Raw genomic sequence first — 17268 nt, 5'->3', positions numbered from 1 at the left:
ATTGCATCCGAGTACCTTGGTGTGGCTGCATCAAGCCATCTTGCAACCAAAAGCCACAAATCAATTAGATAATAAACGAATTACTTCCTTGCGTCTCTGCTTCGCGGATCGCGTTGTTCTAGGTTCGCTACCCAAGAATAAAAACGTGAAACCGACCTTTGCCTACCCGACCAGCCTGAAAGCAGGCCTCGACCGTTACGCCGCGCTGCATGCTCAGGTGTATGGCGAGGCCGTTGATGCAGGAAACGTTTATAGAGGGGGATCGGAGATTTAGGAAGGGAGTTAGGCATAAATAGCAGAAATCTGAACGGGATTGTATAATATCCATTTTAGACTAGAAGATGCTGATCGTTCCCTAGACTAATCTACAGCTTCAGGCTGGAAACGGCCAGAAACTTGTACCGAACAGCGCGCCGCGAAAATCATGCTGGGGCACAAGCTGTCCCAGGCTTGGTAGTTCTGGGAACAGCATGATTATCAGCTGGAGACGGCGAAAACATATGGCGGCCAGATTCAGCAGCTGAGAACTTTAAGAGGGAATATGGTAGCTTGGGACGCTACGGTTAAGAGAGGAACTATGGACTCGTTTTCCAAGCGACAGGGATACTCTAGGCCTGACGCAGAAATCAGCATCAGACACGAAGCTCCAGAAGCGCTGAGAGCGGCGGTCGTGTCTATCGCCTACCGATGTGGCTTCGCTCCCAGCGAACTTCGTCTTATACTGTGCGGCATCCTTTACAAAACTCCAGATAAGAGCAATTGGTCAGAATATCCGAATATCGATTACGAAGTCGGAACTCTGATGGACGAGCTTGAATGGTTCGACGTCTACGATTTCATCGAGCATTTGTCTGAAAAGTCTCTTTACAAGGGCAGTGACTTATCTGGGGAAGTGAACAACTATTTCAGGGTGGCTGGCATCGGTTGGCAGCTTCTCGATCAAAAGATTCAAATGCGAGGTACTGAAGCCTTTGAGACAGCAGTGAGAGAAGGACAGTTACTGCTCTCCCAGCAGCACCGTGCGACCGCAGCATATGAGCTACACGAGGCTCTGCAGGATCTATCACGTAGGCCTCAACCTGAAATTAGTGGAGCGACCCAGGATGCGATGGCCGCTCTGGCATGCGTGGCGCGAGACGTTGTAGGAAGTAAAGACACGCTTGGTCAACTGATCCAGCGAAATCCCGGGCTTTTTCCCAAACCTGTAGATCAGATCGTTGAAAAGGCATGGGCCTACTCCTCCAACTTCGGCAGGTATCTCATGGAAAGAATGCCGCCTGAGTTTGAAGAAGCGGAATTGATGGTCAGGGTGAGTGGGGTGCTGTGTCGATATTTGGCACGTCGTACGGGTGATTCAACCTGATGAGCACAGCACGTCATGGTGGGAACGGCGTTCGGCTGTTCATCGGAGAGCGGATCGAACACGCCTCAGATCGCGAGGTTTTGGTCACCGTTTGCGATGCTCTAGAAAAGGGCAACGAGTGGGCCTACATATTCGCCAACTTCAACGTTAACGGGCGTCAGATTGATGTCGCGGTCTTTTCCTCCACAACTACGCTTGTTATTGAAGCCAAGGGATACACACAGCCCATCAAGGGCGGTGTGAACGGCAGTTGGACTCAAGTCGGATCGTACGGCAGTCGAAAGCTACGCAACGGATATACTCAAGCCTTGGATGCCAAGAATGCGTTGCGTGATGCAATGGCCGAGCTATTCGGCGCTCTTTCCGGCTATCCCAACGCCTTGCTAGCCATTGCGCCGGCGATTCCGTCAGGCTCCTCGTTGCCACCGAGTGATTTCAAGGTGAAATCTGGCGGGCTGGATGCGATCAAGGTTGCTCTCAGCACAAAGTCAGGAGCCTTGCTGAGTGAAGAGCGATGCCAAGCTCTCGCAGCTCATTTAAACCTTGAACGCGTATCGGGAAGAGATGCGGCAATTCATGAAACTGTGCTCTTATCAGAGCGAACAGTGTCAAGTTATGAGTCCGCTTTTTTGGAGTTTCACGGGCCAATCGGTGCACTGCTGGCAGAGGACCAATACCACCTTGGTGACAAACTGATCTCGGCATCTAAGATTCTAGAAATGGCTCTGTCGTCGCAATCTGCGCTGCTGATCAGGGGACCGTCAGGATGTGGAAAGTCCTTGCTGAGTGCACGCATCGCCACGGAATGTATCCAGGCCGGTGTGCTGCCTATCCACATCCAAGGCAAAGACTTCGAGGGAAAGCTTCAGAAGATAATTGACGTTGAGCTTAGACTACTCGGCACTTCCGTGCGCGATTTACTACGAGCAAGTCGCCTCCTTGTGAGGCATCTAGTCCTGTTTCTCGACGGCTATAACGAGTGCCCAGAGCCTTTGCGAATTGCTTTGACGCGAAGTCTTCAAGCGTTTTCACTACGCTATGGTGCGGGTATTGTTATCACCTCACAAGGCGCCCTGGCTAGGCAAGAGCTTCTGTCAGTCGAAGAGACTCTTGTAAGTCCACCGCAATCCGCATTGAAGTCACAGCTCGCAAAACTTAGCCATGAAGATGAAAACTTCACAAACTGCCAAGCTCTCCTTGAGATAGCACTCTCAGGGCTTGAAGCGGAACTCATTGGGCAGGCCGCCGCATCACTGCCCGCCGGGGCAAGTACGTTCGTTCTATTCGACATGGTCGCCAGGATGCGCCTCGGCAGTTTCGCAACTGCGGGAATTCGGGCTCTTTCTGGGTTTGCAGAAGAACTGATCTCTCAAACTGCGTTTAGTATGTCCATTCGAGAGTTCGACAGATTTTGCAATGCGACAAGCGTGACAGACGCGACACGGCACGCGGTCCTTGAGTCGCGGCTTGTGTCACAGCGCGGTGACAGACTCAGTTTCTCTCATGAAATGTTTTTCTATGCCTTCATGGCGGAGTCTGCGGTTCGCGTAGCGCGCAAAGATTCTGAGCGTGTGCAAGCTTTTCTGCGATCTCCGCGATTTCATGGCTCTAAGGCTCTTATTCTCGGCGCGATGGAGGATGATTCGATGCTAAGGGATATTTTGGAGAAGACCACTGATCAGGGCATCCTAGAGTCTTGCGTCCGAGGAGAGTGTGGAGATGCCGCGAGACGTATCGTGAAAGCAAAGCTCGACGTGCTACTCGCCGAAATGGTCGCAGAGACTTCTGAACTGCGCTTCCTACTGAATGGCGAGGGATGGCATAGCTGTTCGATTGAGACTGGCGATCATCGGCCAATCCTCTCGAAGTTTGAAGTTTTTCTTCCTGCCATTGGCTGGCTTCTAATACAGGGAGTCCACTTAGAACAAATCATGGCGGCGTGTCGCGTCATGGACGGGAAAATTGCTGAAGCCAATCGGGATCTCTATAAGGAAGCAAGGGCCAAAAAGGTGCCAATTCGGGACGAGACATTTAGCCAAGCCTATGTGTTCAATCGCAAGATCGCGCTTTCGCAGCTTGTGTCCTTTATCCATAGTGGCGGCCTTAGCTTACGCCACACTCCAGGGCGCGAGCTTGGTGAAGCTCTAAATACATCATGGAATGAAGCGAGCACGCATGGCGAGTTCTACGTCCTTCTCGAAATCACCAAGTTCACGAAGCAAGCACCATGGGCAGCGCCATGTGTGTTGAATCTTCTTGAGCGATTGAAAAGCTTGCCCTACCACCTTCAGCTAGCCACGATGGACTTTTGTGTCCACTTGAGAAATGTGGATGATGCCGTCAAGGCAAAGATGATCGCGGCGCTTGAGGACTCCATGAACAAATTGGGCGTGTTTATGAATTCCATGATTTTCGATGTACTGAAGGGTTTAGGCGGACTAGACGCCGAAGAAGAAAACTACAGAACGGTGGTCTTAGAGGAGATCGAAAGTGTGTTCTCCGAGTCGGGGCCGCAGGCCGATACGGAAGCATGGAATATCTTCTCTCGACAATTTGATCACCCGTATGACGGCATTTATTGGGAGGAGGTGAACAATCTCGCTAGCGACCAGAAGCGGCAGTTCCTCTTCAAGGCACTCAAAGGGGCGAGCACTGAGTATGTTTCATTTGTCGGTATTCTGATTCGTCAGCTTGCAGATTTCGGTGACCCATCAGTTTCTGAGGCTATTGAACCATGGCTTAGGTTGCCAGCCAAAAGGTCGTCCATGCCACAAGATGCGGTTGAGGTATTTTTCGCAGCGTACGAAGCGATGGGGATTTTGAGCCTTCCACTTCCTGCCACTACGACATCACCTGTCGATGTCGATGAAACTATGCGGGCCTGCGGGGAATTATCTTATTGGGCTTGCCGGTTGAGAACTTGCGAGCTCGAGTCCTCGTCCCAGACTCTCGATGCGCGAACTACGTTACTGGCTTACTCCGCTTCGGCAAGTGCCGGAGCACTGTGGTCTTCAACATCTCGAATGTTGTCTTCGGATGGTGCAAGAACTCACGTTGCAACGAGCTATCCGAACACAGCCCTGGCTGTCTGCCGCGATGCATTGACTAATCGCGAGTCGCAGAAGACATACCACGAACACGGGTTCATGAATGATCTGGCGCGCATTGTTTCCTTTTCCATTCAAGTAATTGGGCAGTTTGGAGACGCCGACGACTTGCAACGTTTACGCAGTCTTTGCGACGAAGAGGAGCTAGGTCATCAAGCACTCAACGCGATCCAGAAGATTGAAGACCGTGTTCGTTACCTGAAGTAAATGCGTCAGCGTTGAATGTCGAAAACCTTTAAGACCCGATGCGCCAAGCCAATTAACGCTAAACGACAATGACCACGGCAGGGACGCGCTGCAGCGTCTGACTGTGTAAAGGAGAATACATGGCAAGCATTGTTTCGGAGTACCAACGCTTTCTCGATTATTTAACGCAGCAGGACGTACCTGACGATATCCGGCGACTTGCGCATCTGATCCTCAATCACCTTCAACCTCTCGCTGAAGTTGATCTGCCCATCGCTTACGAAGGCAATGCTGACGCTCCAGAAGCAGGTTCTGGTCTGGGCCGATTGCACCAGCTTGAGGTTGGCCCATTCCGTGGATTCATGCGGCAAGAGATATTTGACCACAACATCAACAGGAGCTAGGCGCAGCAAGGGCTGGAGCCATCAAGCGCTACAAATTCCTACCACACGGTGGCGAACACGAACTGCGGGTAGACAGCAATCCACCGATGAAGAATTACGTCCTGCTTGCGCAGCAGGCTCTAGATGGGGATGAAAAGCGTGAAGCGCTTCGTCAGTCACATCCCACTCTGGAAAGCCTGACCGATAGCCTCTGGTCGTGGATGGGCAGACGCGGTGACGGACGCATTGAGATCAAGCTCAGCGGACCACGTTCGCCTTGGGAGTTGAATAATAAATGCTCTAAATTGAAATCGGCCGTCAATCGCATTGCAGGGCAACATCCCGGGGCCCCGGCTGCGGTTGCGGCTTTAGAAAGATTGCTGGGAGTCAACGGTTCCAGCATTGAATGGGGATATTTGAACAGCGGCGTGCACGATTCACAGCAGGACCACGAGTTCGACCGCGCCACAGTGAGAACAATCGTGGAGTCGATCGTGTCTCTTGATGCGGCCCTTAGCGCCATGAGAAATCAGTAAGGGACACAGGCATTGCAGTCGACACGAATGTGTTGTCGCAATCAGCCCCCCTAAACGCAACTTAAGCGGTTCGGAGGGCTTGCTGGCTTTTCCAGGTAGTTGGATCGGGCTAGCTCCCCGGTTCAACGGGGAGCTAGAGGGTGCCAGAGTATTTGAATTCGGAAAAGAATGCTAATGTTCAATTAGCTAATGAAGGATAGAGATAATAAATGGGAAAATGATGTTTTTTGCGCCAAAGCAGGCATCGAAGAAACCTATGAAATGAGGGCATATGAATAATTATCTGTCGCTATGAACCGCCACAAATTAAACAGATATCACAGCGTCATTGAAGATATCTTAAAAAAGAGGTATCCAGGAGCCCCAATATTTTAAAATAAAATCGCTCATGAGAAGCAGTAGAAAACAGTCGCGAATTAGAAGGCCAATTAAAAAGAGATGGGCGAGCAACCTCATATAAATAAGGTTTCATAATTACGCTATACGTGGTTTTATTCAACCAATTGTTATATATAGAGTTATATGTCACGTAACGTGTGTAAGGTGTAGCACTATTTTAGAAAGTTATTTATAAATGACTTCAACTATGGAATTATATCGATGACCTTTTTTCAACGTATAAATAAAATCAAATATGAAATAATTGCAGTGCTCCTCATGGTTAGCATTGGACTACTTAATTTCGGATGGCTAAGTTTAAAGACAATTTCTGAAACCCCGCCTGGATATTATGAAAATATCGTCATTGAACATATGCAATTGCTCACAAATCTGCGCAACGAGTATCACAATCAGCGGGATGAAATGAGAAATGAAATGTTGACCAAAAAGCATACTTTCCTAGAAACTGTTCAAATTGCATTAAAGCTGAATGTATCTGAATCCCGATATCTGGATTTTTGGTTAGCAGAAAAACCGATTATCATCGGTATGTTGAAGCCTTTTGAAGAGTCAAAATATCTAAGTTGGTATGTACATCTTCCTCAAGAAACCCGGAATTTGGTTAAGAATATAGCAGATAATTTGCACGAGGTTTATCCCAAACTTGCTAAGTGTAATCAAAATGCGGCTAAGGATTATATGGCATTGGTCTCAGGACTGACTGCACCATCTGACGATAAAATATCTGATGCTTTGGTTGCGCAAACTCAGGTAATAATGCGCAATATCTCTCAAAGTCAGCAATCTTCATCAGAGATATGCGATAATGCAATGGTGTCATATTTTTCATCGGTACAGCTGTTATCCAGAACATATAGTACACTTGCAGATACTTATCAAGATTTTTCAAAAATGAATGAAACAATTCGTAAAATAATTAGCACAATACTTTCCTTCTGTTTATTTTTAGTTTGTTATCGGTGCCGTGAAAATTTGATAAAAAAGGCAGCACAGTCAATGGGAGGGTAATTTTTCTGCCAAGACCACTGGAGTGGCTACTATTAGGATAAGGATGTTTAGGGCTGGTTGCACATATGCTGGATGTTGCAATGGAACATGCTGCAAGGTGAGTTCGGTAAAGAACTCTTTTTTTCGAACTGTGCTCAAGGGAAACTGACAGTCAGGTCAGACTCCGACAGCAAATAAATCAAGGGGTTACACTAAGGTGTAGCCCTTTTTGTTTGCCCAATGTCCACCTTGCGTCCACTGGTTTTAATTTTATGAGCATCAATGGACACTACCTGCACCGTCGCATTCCTTCTGCCTTCTGGTTCATCATTGAAACTACTTAAGATGCTTGAACGTAACCCGGCGCATATTGATGAGTTAAGCACACTTTAAGCTTTCACTTTCTCCTTGTCATTAATGCTAAAGGAGAAAATAATTTCAGTTCTGTGTATCCTGTAAAGCCGCGCCCTATTCTAATTTCTATCATTAAAGCACGGCTTAAGCTCTTCAACATTAGCAAATGCTTTAACGCACTCCTGGCCTAAAGGGGAATTACTGATTGCTCAGGAAATTGGTGTCACACCTGCTGAGATATGATGGCCCAGTCGGTATTTTGATGAAAATAAGCAGCCTATCAAACGAACCGTCCGAAATGATTTACCAAACAATCCTGATATCACATAAGTTATTTCTATATCCGAAAATGTAACGACAACTTTTAAGCCACTAAACTAATATGTTCCCAAGCTGGAGTGACGCGCATGAAAATCATATAATTTCCGTCGGACAGGCGGCTTCAGTGATCCTCCCGCTTTTATAGATGGCGTTATAGACTCAATAAGCATCGACCTGAAGCACACCGCAATCTGTACCTGATTTTGTTACGTGTAGATCCCTTTACGATCCGATGAGTAGGTGCTCCTTCTTTAGATAATGTGACGTTCTTGCTTGTACTCCCACTACGAAACGGTATGATTCTGCTAAATGTCTTTCAATTTATGCTGACGCTTTCCCCCGATTAAAAAGCTACATGTGGAAGTGTCATCCGCGATGATGGGTGTAGGAATGGGCTTCTGGATATTTTTTATTACACTAGTTGTTATCTGTCTTTTGTGTTCCAAAAAGAAAAAATCAACTTCAACCAGATCGAACGGCAGAAACATCAGTAAATCAAATAACTCATCCCAGCAAAAATTTCCTAATAAACCAACCAATAGCGTGACAAACATATCTTCTCGGTATCCACAGGCACCCGACGATGACGAACTGGCAACCTTCACTCTCGTTAATGGGATAACTGTTGAATACAGTACCAGTTGCGAGCAACCGCGTGAAACCGCAGCCCGACGTAATACGACGCCAGCGCTGTGGATCAAACCGGGAGAAAGCGTTACCATTCAAAATATCGTCATTAATAACGGTAACTTTTATTTTGGCGGACAGTTAAAAACATATTCATCAAAAGAATATGGATATTTTTATAATGATGGTTCAGATGCCTCTCTGGTCAACGATGCATTGCCCATCCAGTCCATAACAAGACATTACGAAGATGAGTCGCTGGGATACTGGCCTAGCTTTTCAACACTATCTCCACGCTGCCGCGGCGCTTATCTTGACTGGCTGGCAAGCGACCGAAGCGATGCGACCTGCCCCATAGGCTATGTTTTTATCTATTTTTACGGTCTTGAGCGTCGCATACTGGCTGACGGGATGCAGGAAGCCATTTCTGATAATGAATTTAGAGCGTTATTTGAAGAGGTATCGCGCCTGAGGGTCATATTTCAGTCGAATAACTCCTTCCGTCGTTATGCGACTCAATTAATAGAAACAATGTCGCTTCTCCGGCCTGATGTCATCTTCATACAGAATGAAAACGAATACTTTGCCTCGGGAAGCTCGCTGCTATTTCGGTTTCATCTGGCCACAACTGTTGCTCAGGGAGGGCCTATTTCAGCAGATCTGGCTCTGGCATGGGTAAAATATTATACCGAATATACGTTACGAACTCCGGCGCGCCGTTGTGCAGAAGAGTTTGCCGCCCTGTTTAAACAACGCTACGTCAAAAAATTTGGTGAGGGTCTTGTGGTTAAACCGAACAAGACCCGGTTGAAACTGGATTATGCCTCCGCAAACAGTACGCTCCGGGGGATTCGTATTGAGCTTCCTGACCTACCTGATCCCAGTGTATTAAGAGCTCCGGTAAAAAAACTGATACAAATTGCGGAGTCCTGTACCAACGCTCTGGATGCCTACAGCCGCTATCTTGGTAAAAAGGACACCTCACGTAGCGATGTCGCCGCCATTATGCTCCTTCCCGATGAAATCCTTACCAAAGATGCAGAACAAATGTTCGCTGGTTTTAAAAGCTGGGCTAACGAAAGGGTTCTGGAAAATTCAGGACTGGCAACAGTTGCAAGCTTCTGGGCCCGTCTGGATATGTCAGTGCCAGACAAGATCAATAAAAAAGAAGCGGAGTTGATGCAGAATTTCGCTCAGCGGGCAGGTTACGGCATAGTACCAGATATGCGTTATCATTATGTCAAACCGGAACCAGACGGTAATATTGTTTTATTTGCAGAGGGACACGGTGAATTCTTCACACCTTCCACAGAATTCATGTCCGTTTCTGTGGCGCTCCGGTTAGGCGCAATGGTTGCGCAAATGGATAAGAATGTTGACGTCGCTGAGCAAGCTGCACTGGAAAAAGCGATTGACCATAACAACACGTTGTCGCCAGCAGAAAAACACTCGCTGCACGCTTACCTGATCTGGCGACTGAATACCCCTGCCAGTATGGCGGGCCTGAAAACCAGAATCGAGCAACTTAACGATAAAGAGAAATCGGCTATCGGCAACGTTATTATCAACGTCGCCTGCGCCGACGGTAAAATTGATCCGGGAGAGATTAAACAGCTGGAAAAAATTTACTCCAGCCTTGGGCTGGACAGCAGTACCGTTACCAGTGATATCCATCGTCTGTCAACAGCAGAAAAAACATCGCAGGCCACCATGCAGGTCACATCAAGTGTGAAAAGTACATTTTCTCTCAATGAGAATATTCTTGCCCGCCATGAATCGGACACGACAGACGTTCGTCAGTTGCTGAGCACAATCTTTGTCGAAGATGATCCCGAAGAAGTACCACCAGTAGACATTCCGCCACACTCGACCATTGGCCTTGATGAAGCGCATAACCAGCTGTACCAACGTTTGCTGGAAAAAGAACGCTGGGCGCGAAATGAAGTTGCTGAGCTATGCCAGCAATTTAACCTGATGGTGAGCGGCGCAATTGAAGTCATTAATGACTGGTCATATGAACTGGTTGACGCCCCGGTTCTCGATGACGACGATGATATTTACGTTGACCTGGAAATCGCACAAGAACTCAAAGGATAATTTATGTCTGGCATTCGCATCCGTCTTAAAGAAAGAGACGCTATTATTCAGTCACTGAAGTCAGGTGTTACACCTAAAATAGGTATTCAGCATATTCAGGTCGGCCGGGTCAACGAGATAAAAGCGTTGTATCAGGATATCGAACGCATCGCCAATGGCAGTGCAGGATTCCGTTTGATTATCGGGGAATATGGTTCAGGTAAAACATTCTTTTTAAGCGTCGTTCGATCAATTGCTTTAGAAAAAAAACTGGTGACGGTAAGCGCCGACTTGTCTCCGGATCGCCGTATCCATGCTTCAGGCGGGCAGGCGCGGAGCCTCTATTCTGAGCTGATGAAAAATTTATCCACCCGAAATAAACCGGATGGCAATGCTTTACTAAGCGTGGTTGAGCGCTTTATTACGGAAGCCCGAAAGAAAGCAGAAAGCACAAACACACCGGTTCCGGTCATTATTCATCAAAAACTCACCACACTGTCCGAAATGGTTGGCGGTTATGATTTCGCTAAAGTAATTGAGTGTTACTGGCAGGGTCATGAGCAGGATAATGAGGTTTTAAAATCGAATGCTATTCGCTGGCTGCGAGGCGAATACACCACAAAAACCGACGCACGGAACGATCTGGGCGTACGCGCCATTATTTCTGACGCCTCTTTCTACGATTCGTTAAAGCTGATGAGCCTGTTTGTCCGCCAAGCCGGGTATGCCGGTCTGCTGGTCAATCTGGATGAAATGGTGAATCTGTACAAGCTCAATAACAGACAGGCCCGGGTCGCTAATTATGAGCAGATACTGCGTATCCTGAATGATTGCCTTCAAGGAACGGCAGAGCATATTGGTTTTCTGCTTGGCGGCACACCGGAGTTCCTATTTGATCCGCGTAAAGGGTTATACAGCTACGAAGCTCTCCAGTCGCGGCTGGCGGAAAACAGCTTTGCTCAGCGAGCAGGAGTGATTGACTATTCATCCCCTTCTCTGCATTTAGCCAGCCTGACGCCGGAAGAACTCTACATTCTGTTGAAAAATCTTCGTCACGTTTATGCTAGCGGTGAAACGGATAACTATCTGGTTCCCGATGATGCGCTGACAGCATTTTTACACCATTGTAGTAATACCATCGGCGATGCCTATTTCCGCACACCGCGAAATACGATTAAAGCATTTCTAGATATGCTCGCCGTGCTGGAACAAAACCCGAACATTCACTGGTCGCAACTAATTACCAGCGTAGCTATCTCAGAAGAAAAACCCTGTGATATGGATGAAATATCTTCAGGGAATGATACCGACGAGGACGGTCTGGCCGATTTCAGATTATGATGAATGAATACCAGCGGCTGGATCCACGCATACAGAAGTGGATATATCGACAGGGATGGGCTGACCTCCGATCTCTGCAAAAAAAAGCGATCCCGCCGATATTAGCAGGGGATCGGGATGTGCTGATCAGCGCCGCCACCGCTGCGGGTAAAACGGAAGCCTTTTTCCTGCCCGCTTGCTCTGCTATCGCGGATATTCAGGACGGTTTCGGTATTTTATACATTAGCCCGCTTAAAGCTTTAATTAACGATCAGCACCGGCGACTGGAAAGTCTGGGCGATGCACTGGAGATATCTGTCACACCCTGGCACGGAGATGCGGCACAAAGTAAAAAATTAAAAGCAAAGAAAAATCCTTCCGGCATTCTGCTTATTACCCCAGAGTCGCTGGAAGCGATGCTGATCCGCAACACTGGCTGGTTAAAACAGGCTTTCGCGCCTCTTGCCTATATAGCCATTGATGAATTCCACGCCTTCATCGGCTCTGAGCGAGGTATGCAGCTCCTCTCTCTGCTGAACCGGGTCGATCATTTACTGGGAAAAAAGGTGAACAATCCGACTCCCAGAGTGGCGTTAAGCGCGACGCTGGGAGAGCTGGGAAAAGTGCCATTATCCCTGCGGCCGAATCAGTGCCTGCCCTGCGATATCATCACCGACACTCAGAGCCATGCCACATTACAACTGCAAGTAAAAGGTTATCAAGAGCCGTTATCAACCACCGGAAAAGAACAGTTACCTCCGGCAGAGACACAAATCTGTCACGATATTTTTCGATTCTGCCGTGGTGATTCCCATCTGGTGTTCGCCAACAGCCGTAAGCGTACCGAAAGTATTGCCGCTACGCTCAGCGATCTCAGTGAAGCGAACATCGTTCCCAACGAGTTCTTTCCTCACCATAGCTCCCTGTCCAGAGATCTGCGCGAAACACTTGAGCAACGGCTTCAGAAAGGCAACCTGCCCACCACCGCCATCTGTACGATGACGCTGGAACTGGGCATCGACATCGGTAAAGTCAGTTCCGTAGTACAGGTCACTGCGCCACATTCTGTTGCCAGCCTGCGTCAGCGCATGGGTCGTTCTGGCAGGCGCGGCTCTGCCGCAGTGCTGAGAATGTTGATTCCCGAACATGAACTGACGCCGACGTCAGGCATTATTGATCAACTGAGGTTACAGCTAGTCCAATCGCTGGCAATGATACGTTTACTCATCGGCAACAAATGGTTTGAACCGGCCGATACCCGACAGATGCATTATTCCACACTGTTTCATCAGATTCTGGCAATCGTCGCGCAGTGGGGTGGCGTGCGCGTGGATCAGCTCTGGTCGCATCTCTGCCAGCACGGACCGTTTCAGAATATCAGTACTGATGATTTTAAAATGCTGTTGCGGCATATGGGGGAACACAAGTTTTTAACACAACTCTCCAGCGGCGAGTTAGTACTAGGTCTTGAAGGCGAACAACAGGTTAATCAGTACACTTTCTATGCCGTATTCCGCACACCTGAAGAGTTTCGTATTGTCGCAGGCAATAAAACGTTAGGTTCGATTCCTGTGGATTCGCCATTAATACCTGAACAGCATATTATTTTCGGTGGACGACGCTGGAAAGTGACTGATATCGACAGCGATAAAAAGGTGATTTACGTCGAAGCAACGAAAGGAGGACTGCCGCCTCTATTTGGCGGTGAAGGCATGTCCATACATGATGTCGTCCGGCAGGAAATGCTCACCATCTATCGGGAGGGCGACTACCGGATTACAGTTGGTGAACATAAAGCCGACTTTGCCGATACCGCTGCCAGAAATCTCTTTGACGAAGGACTGTATAGTTTCTGTAGCAATAACCTTGCATCAGAATGCCTTATTCAACAAGGGCAGAATGTTTGCATTTTCCCTTGGCTAGGAGATCGAGTCGTAAACACATTATCGGCATTGCTGATTCATCGTGGTTTCAAAGCTGGAGCGTTTTCTGGTGTTATTGAGGTTGAAAAGACCACTGTGGCGGAGGTTATACAAACGTTAACCAGCATGCTTCGTGAAGGTCTGCCATCCGAAACTCGTCTTGCCGAAAGTGTTCCGGAGAAATACCTTGAGAAATATGACCAATATCTACCCGAAGCATTGCTCACTCAGGGATACGGATTAAGAGCTTTCGATGTTGAAGGGACTGCTCAGTGGATACAAAAACAAATCCAGAAGACTCTATGAAAGATTAGTTGCCTAAAGAGATTATATAACTCTCACACATCCGCTCGGGTCAACGAATCTGAACAAATTATCATCACATAGCTACTTTGCACCTCCAACACTCTTAACATTTAACATAATATCCCTTTACATTAACTAAACTTGGTCAAGCGCTGAGATTTAAAGGCTAGCATGATGCTAACAAGTTATTAGAAACGGTGAAAAATATATATAGAGGTTGACATTAAGACTTTCGATAATAAATATCATTACGCAATAATGAATGGCGATGAAATTCAATCCCATAGATATTCAAACTATCTTGAAGGGTAAACAATCTATTGTTCACCCTTCATCATTTACTTACTGTGTATCTTGATGAAAATAAAGATACACAGTAAATAGAAAAAAGATCTTTTCGGAGAATAAGCTAAACCCACACCAGAAGATGTTTCGTTAGCTACCTCTGAATGGCTTTTAAAGGAGTTACACTTCAAAACGCGACAGAAATTGGGCTTTAGCTAAGATTTTCTGAAATTCAGGGCACTGCATATGCTCAGAGGTAGTACAGTTTGCGATATGTTTCAACCCATTACGTATTAAACTGAGCTTGCGAATGGTTTTATCTATCTCCCTTGCCTTAATCAGTAACCGTTCCCTGTCTATATTCACTTTTCCTTTTCCGTCTGCATCAAACATGACTGCAATATCGTCAAGCGTGAATCCCGCAGATCGGCCAAGCGCAATTAGTTGAAGTTTATTCAGAACATCAGGACTGTATTGTCTTCTGAGACCAACACGTCCGATCGGACGTATCAGCCCTTTTTTCTCATAGAATCGCAATGCTGAAGGAGATATTCCAGCAAGTTGAGCGACCAAACCAATATCAAGATCTTTCATAGTTGACTTAAACCTAACTTTAAGTTGCACAATGCTTGCCAGCTTAACATCTCTGATCAGACGGAGCATAGAACATGAACACAGACGTTATTTTTCGAATCTTGATAACTGGTATCGGCGCGACAATATGTATGGACATCTGGACATTAATACAAAGGCGTCTGCTCGGTATTCCATCTCTTGATTATGCTCTAGTTGGCAGATGGTTTTTATGGATGAGAAAACAACGATTTTTCCACCAGACTATAGCCAGCACTCCCGCAATCTGTGGAGAAAGACCTTTAGGATGGGTAATACACTATCTGACAGGTGTTTTATTCGCCCTCATCCCGCTAATTTTATCTAGCCAGAGCTGGTTTTATCAGCCCACACTAGCGACAGGATTGTTTGCTGGCTTGATAAGTTTGTTTGTCCCATTTCTGATTATGCAGCCGGCATTTGGATTCGGTCTGGCTGCGTCAAAAACCCCAGTCCCCATGAAATCACGAACGATGAGCCTATTAACTCACACTTCTTATGGATTAGGGCTTTATCTCACAGCAAAAATTATAAACCTGGTAATATCATAACGACACCTGACGTTTTTATATTTTTCATGTATATACCCAATGGATTTCAAGATGCATCGCGACGGCAAGGGAACGAATCCCCGGGAGAATAGGTAACTATGTGACTGGGGTGAGTGAGTGCAGCCAACAAAGAGGCAACTTGAAAGATGACGGGTATACAAGGTATTAAGGAAAGCTACCCATGTTCAAGCCTGATAGACCTTCCATTCTCGATAATCACAGATACACTTATACTTCCGTGGGATACTCATCGTTTATATACTGATGAAATATGCAAAAAAACACACCTTTAAACTATGCTAAATTATATTAGCCAACACCCGATAAAATAAGCTAAACCGGATAATAACAGACAATGGTTAATTTAATTTACGACGAACATTCTACAAAAACTGCTCCCGATGTATAGATTGATATCCAAGATTATGGAAGCAGTTCATTAAGTAGCTTTCAATATAATTTTTCTTCAACTCCAAGGCTAGAGTATATTAATTCCCCCCTGTAATAACGTATTAATTAATATCCTATTGCAAACCAATATGAGCCTAATTGGTCACGCCCAATTGTAGCATTGGTAGAATTAAATCCATAAACTACTGAATAGTTATCCGAAGGAACCCCATTGGCATACACACTAACTTGCATAGATAAGCATACATTGGGAAAAGGTATTGGATATGTTACTGTAATTCTTCCAGCTCTCCCATTCGGATTATACCCCCACTGATAAATTATTCCGGTATCGCCACATTTCCACCAACCGTTTGCGGCTCTTAAGGCGGTGTTTTGAATGAGATTACTCATGGGTTCTCCTTAGTATTAATAATTAATCTTTTCTTCAAAAGAGATCTACCGACTAAATCATTTAATTACATAAATCATGCATTGATAATTCACTTTAACTATAGTAGTTATTAAATGAAGCATGATGAATTATTTTTATCGCTAATAGTGATTAACCATTACGGAGTAATTAATATTAATAAATAATTTTTAAGACAAAAAATATACAAAGCTATTTATTAATAATATTAGGAAGCTACCTTCCCACTTCCTACCGTTTTCCCTGCGTGATGTCCCATGTACCTGTCACATAAATATGGACGCAGCAGTATAAAAAAGAAAAATTTATCATAATTCTCACAATATCAATATGAAATGAATGTATTGCCATGTAAAAAAATAATAAAAACAATATTATTTAAATACAAAACATCAATAAACCAGTATTGAATTATTAATTATAATTAATTAATAACAATTATTTTCCCATTTTTTGCTACAAAACCACCAACACTACTTCAACAGATTTTCAACAAAACAATAAAAAATTATACAAAAAGGGAACTTATTACCTTTTATTGAACAATAATTAGTAACTCAGATAAATTATTTGACTCTAATAAACCCCTGATGAGGTACCAACGATGAAGAAGTTATCAGCTTGCCTTTTAGCGTTAAGTATTACCACTTTTACCTCCAATCCGGTGTTCGCAACTATCTGTTTGCAAAGCGATAAGCCACTGATCAAATGTACTCAAATATGCGGACCGATAGCTCTTTATAGTATTTTCTTCTCAATGGCTTGCTTTTAAATCAACCAATAGCAAGCAAAAGTGACAGGAATAATTTTATTCTTGTCACTTTATTGTGGTTATTACTCTTATTCATAATGATATATCTTTACACAGTTCAATTATTCTAATCATCCAGCACACTAAATAAATCTAATCCAAATTAAGTGATTTGCACAATTATTAAATCGAATAAAATATAAAATTATCTATAGGGAACTATTTTAGATGAGAAAATTTCATTATAAGATATAATCTAATAGCAACTAACATAAGTCCATAATTAAAGCTATTTTTCTGCCTATTTAAGCTTATTACTTCTTAAAGACCATAACTAATCAATAAAATAGCCAAAA

13 protein-coding genes and 1 pseudogene are annotated in these 17268 nt (G+C 45.3%); 12 read left to right on the top strand and 2 right to left on the bottom strand.

Annotation, left to right across the window (positions count from 1 at the left end):
- Positions 1-19: 19 nt before the first annotated feature.
- The 10 genes and pseudogenes from C6H66_RS11495 to C6H66_RS11445 all read left to right on the top strand — a co-directional run bounded on the left by C6H66_RS11495 (position 20) and on the right by C6H66_RS11445 (position 13890).
- A complete protein-coding gene (locus C6H66_RS11495) occupies positions 20-274 on the top strand; it encodes a DUF2274 domain-containing protein (protein WP_425600144.1) in 255 nt (84 codons plus the stop codon).
- Positions 275-577: 303 nt separating this feature from the next.
- Positions 578-1363 (top strand): AbiJ-NTD4 domain-containing protein, encoded by a 786-nt coding sequence (locus tag C6H66_RS11490; RefSeq protein ID WP_181150191.1) that lies wholly within the window; start codon positions 578-580, stop codon positions 1361-1363.
- Positions 1363-4677 carry an NERD domain-containing protein gene (locus C6H66_RS11485; protein ID WP_105395662.1) on the top strand — a complete coding sequence of 1105 codons (3315 nt, stop codon included), beginning with the start codon at positions 1363-1365 and terminating at the stop codon, positions 4675-4677. The genes C6H66_RS11490 and C6H66_RS11485 overlap by 1 nt, the downstream gene beginning before the upstream one ends.
- Before the next feature lie 119 nt (positions 4678-4796).
- Positions 4797-5060 carry a hypothetical protein gene (locus C6H66_RS11480; RefSeq protein WP_105395661.1) on the top strand — a complete coding sequence of 88 codons (264 nt, stop codon included), beginning with the start codon at positions 4797-4799 and terminating at the stop codon, positions 5058-5060.
- 86 nt (positions 5061-5146) lie between these two features.
- Entirely contained in the window at positions 5147-5575 is a 429-nt protein-coding gene (locus tag C6H66_RS11475; RefSeq protein ID WP_248000661.1) for a hypothetical protein, read from the top strand.
- 600 nt (positions 5576-6175) lie between these two features.
- Entirely contained in the window at positions 6176-6985 is an 810-nt protein-coding gene (locus C6H66_RS11470; protein ID WP_105395660.1) for a hypothetical protein, read from the top strand.
- Positions 6986-7444: 459 nt separating this feature from the next.
- Positions 7445-7561 (top strand): annotated as a pseudogene (locus C6H66_RS11460) (helix-turn-helix domain-containing protein); the annotation flags it as partial.
- Positions 7562-8029: 468 nt separating this feature from the next.
- The gene (locus C6H66_RS11455) at positions 8030-10363 is read left to right on the top strand and encodes a tellurite resistance TerB family protein (RefSeq protein WP_105395689.1); all 2334 of its coding nucleotides are present in this window, start codon (positions 8030-8032) and stop codon (positions 10361-10363) included.
- Between the two features lie 3 nt (positions 10364-10366).
- Positions 10367-11683, top strand: a complete 1317-nt coding sequence (locus tag C6H66_RS11450; RefSeq protein WP_105395659.1) for an ATP-binding protein — start codon at positions 10367-10369, stop codon at positions 11681-11683.
- On the top strand, positions 11680-13890 hold the full coding sequence (locus C6H66_RS11445) for a DEAD/DEAH box helicase (protein WP_105395658.1): 2211 nt from the start codon (positions 11680-11682) through the stop codon (positions 13888-13890). The genes C6H66_RS11450 and C6H66_RS11445 overlap by 4 nt, the downstream gene beginning before the upstream one ends.
- Positions 13891-14355: 465 nt before the next feature.
- Here the strand turns inward: C6H66_RS11445 and C6H66_RS11435 are convergent, their stop codons facing one another.
- Positions 14356-14769: a helix-turn-helix domain-containing protein gene (locus tag C6H66_RS11435; protein WP_105395688.1), complete on the bottom strand. Its 414-nt coding sequence runs from the start codon at positions 14767-14769 to the stop codon at positions 14356-14358.
- Positions 14770-14843: 74 nt separating this feature from the next.
- Here C6H66_RS11435 and C6H66_RS11430 point away from each other — a divergent pair, with 74 nt between their 5' ends.
- Both C6H66_RS11430 and C6H66_RS27625 read left to right on the top strand, forming a co-directional pair.
- A complete protein-coding gene (locus C6H66_RS11430; protein ID WP_105395657.1) occupies positions 14844-15338 on the top strand; it encodes a DUF2938 domain-containing protein in 495 nt (164 codons plus the stop codon).
- Positions 15339-15484: 146 nt separating this feature from the next.
- Positions 15485-15631: a YceK/YidQ family lipoprotein gene (locus tag C6H66_RS27625; protein WP_105395656.1), complete on the top strand. Its 147-nt coding sequence runs from the start codon at positions 15485-15487 to the stop codon at positions 15629-15631.
- 223 nt (positions 15632-15854) lie between these two features.
- Here C6H66_RS27625 and C6H66_RS11420 read toward each other — a convergent pair whose 3' ends face one another.
- Complete coding sequence (locus tag C6H66_RS11420) at positions 15855-16142, bottom strand: gp53-like domain-containing protein (protein ID WP_105395655.1); 288 nt, start codon at positions 16140-16142, stop codon at positions 15855-15857.
- Positions 16143-17268 lie beyond the last annotated feature (1126 nt).

Origin of the sequence: Photorhabdus hindustanensis (genome assembly GCF_002968995.1) — a bacterium.
In the GTDB taxonomy this organism is placed as follows: Bacteria; Pseudomonadota; Gammaproteobacteria; order Enterobacterales; family Enterobacteriaceae; genus Photorhabdus; species Photorhabdus akhurstii.
The sequence above is the reverse complement of the archived record's forward strand: the minus strand, read 5'-3'. Positions and strand labels throughout refer to the sequence as shown.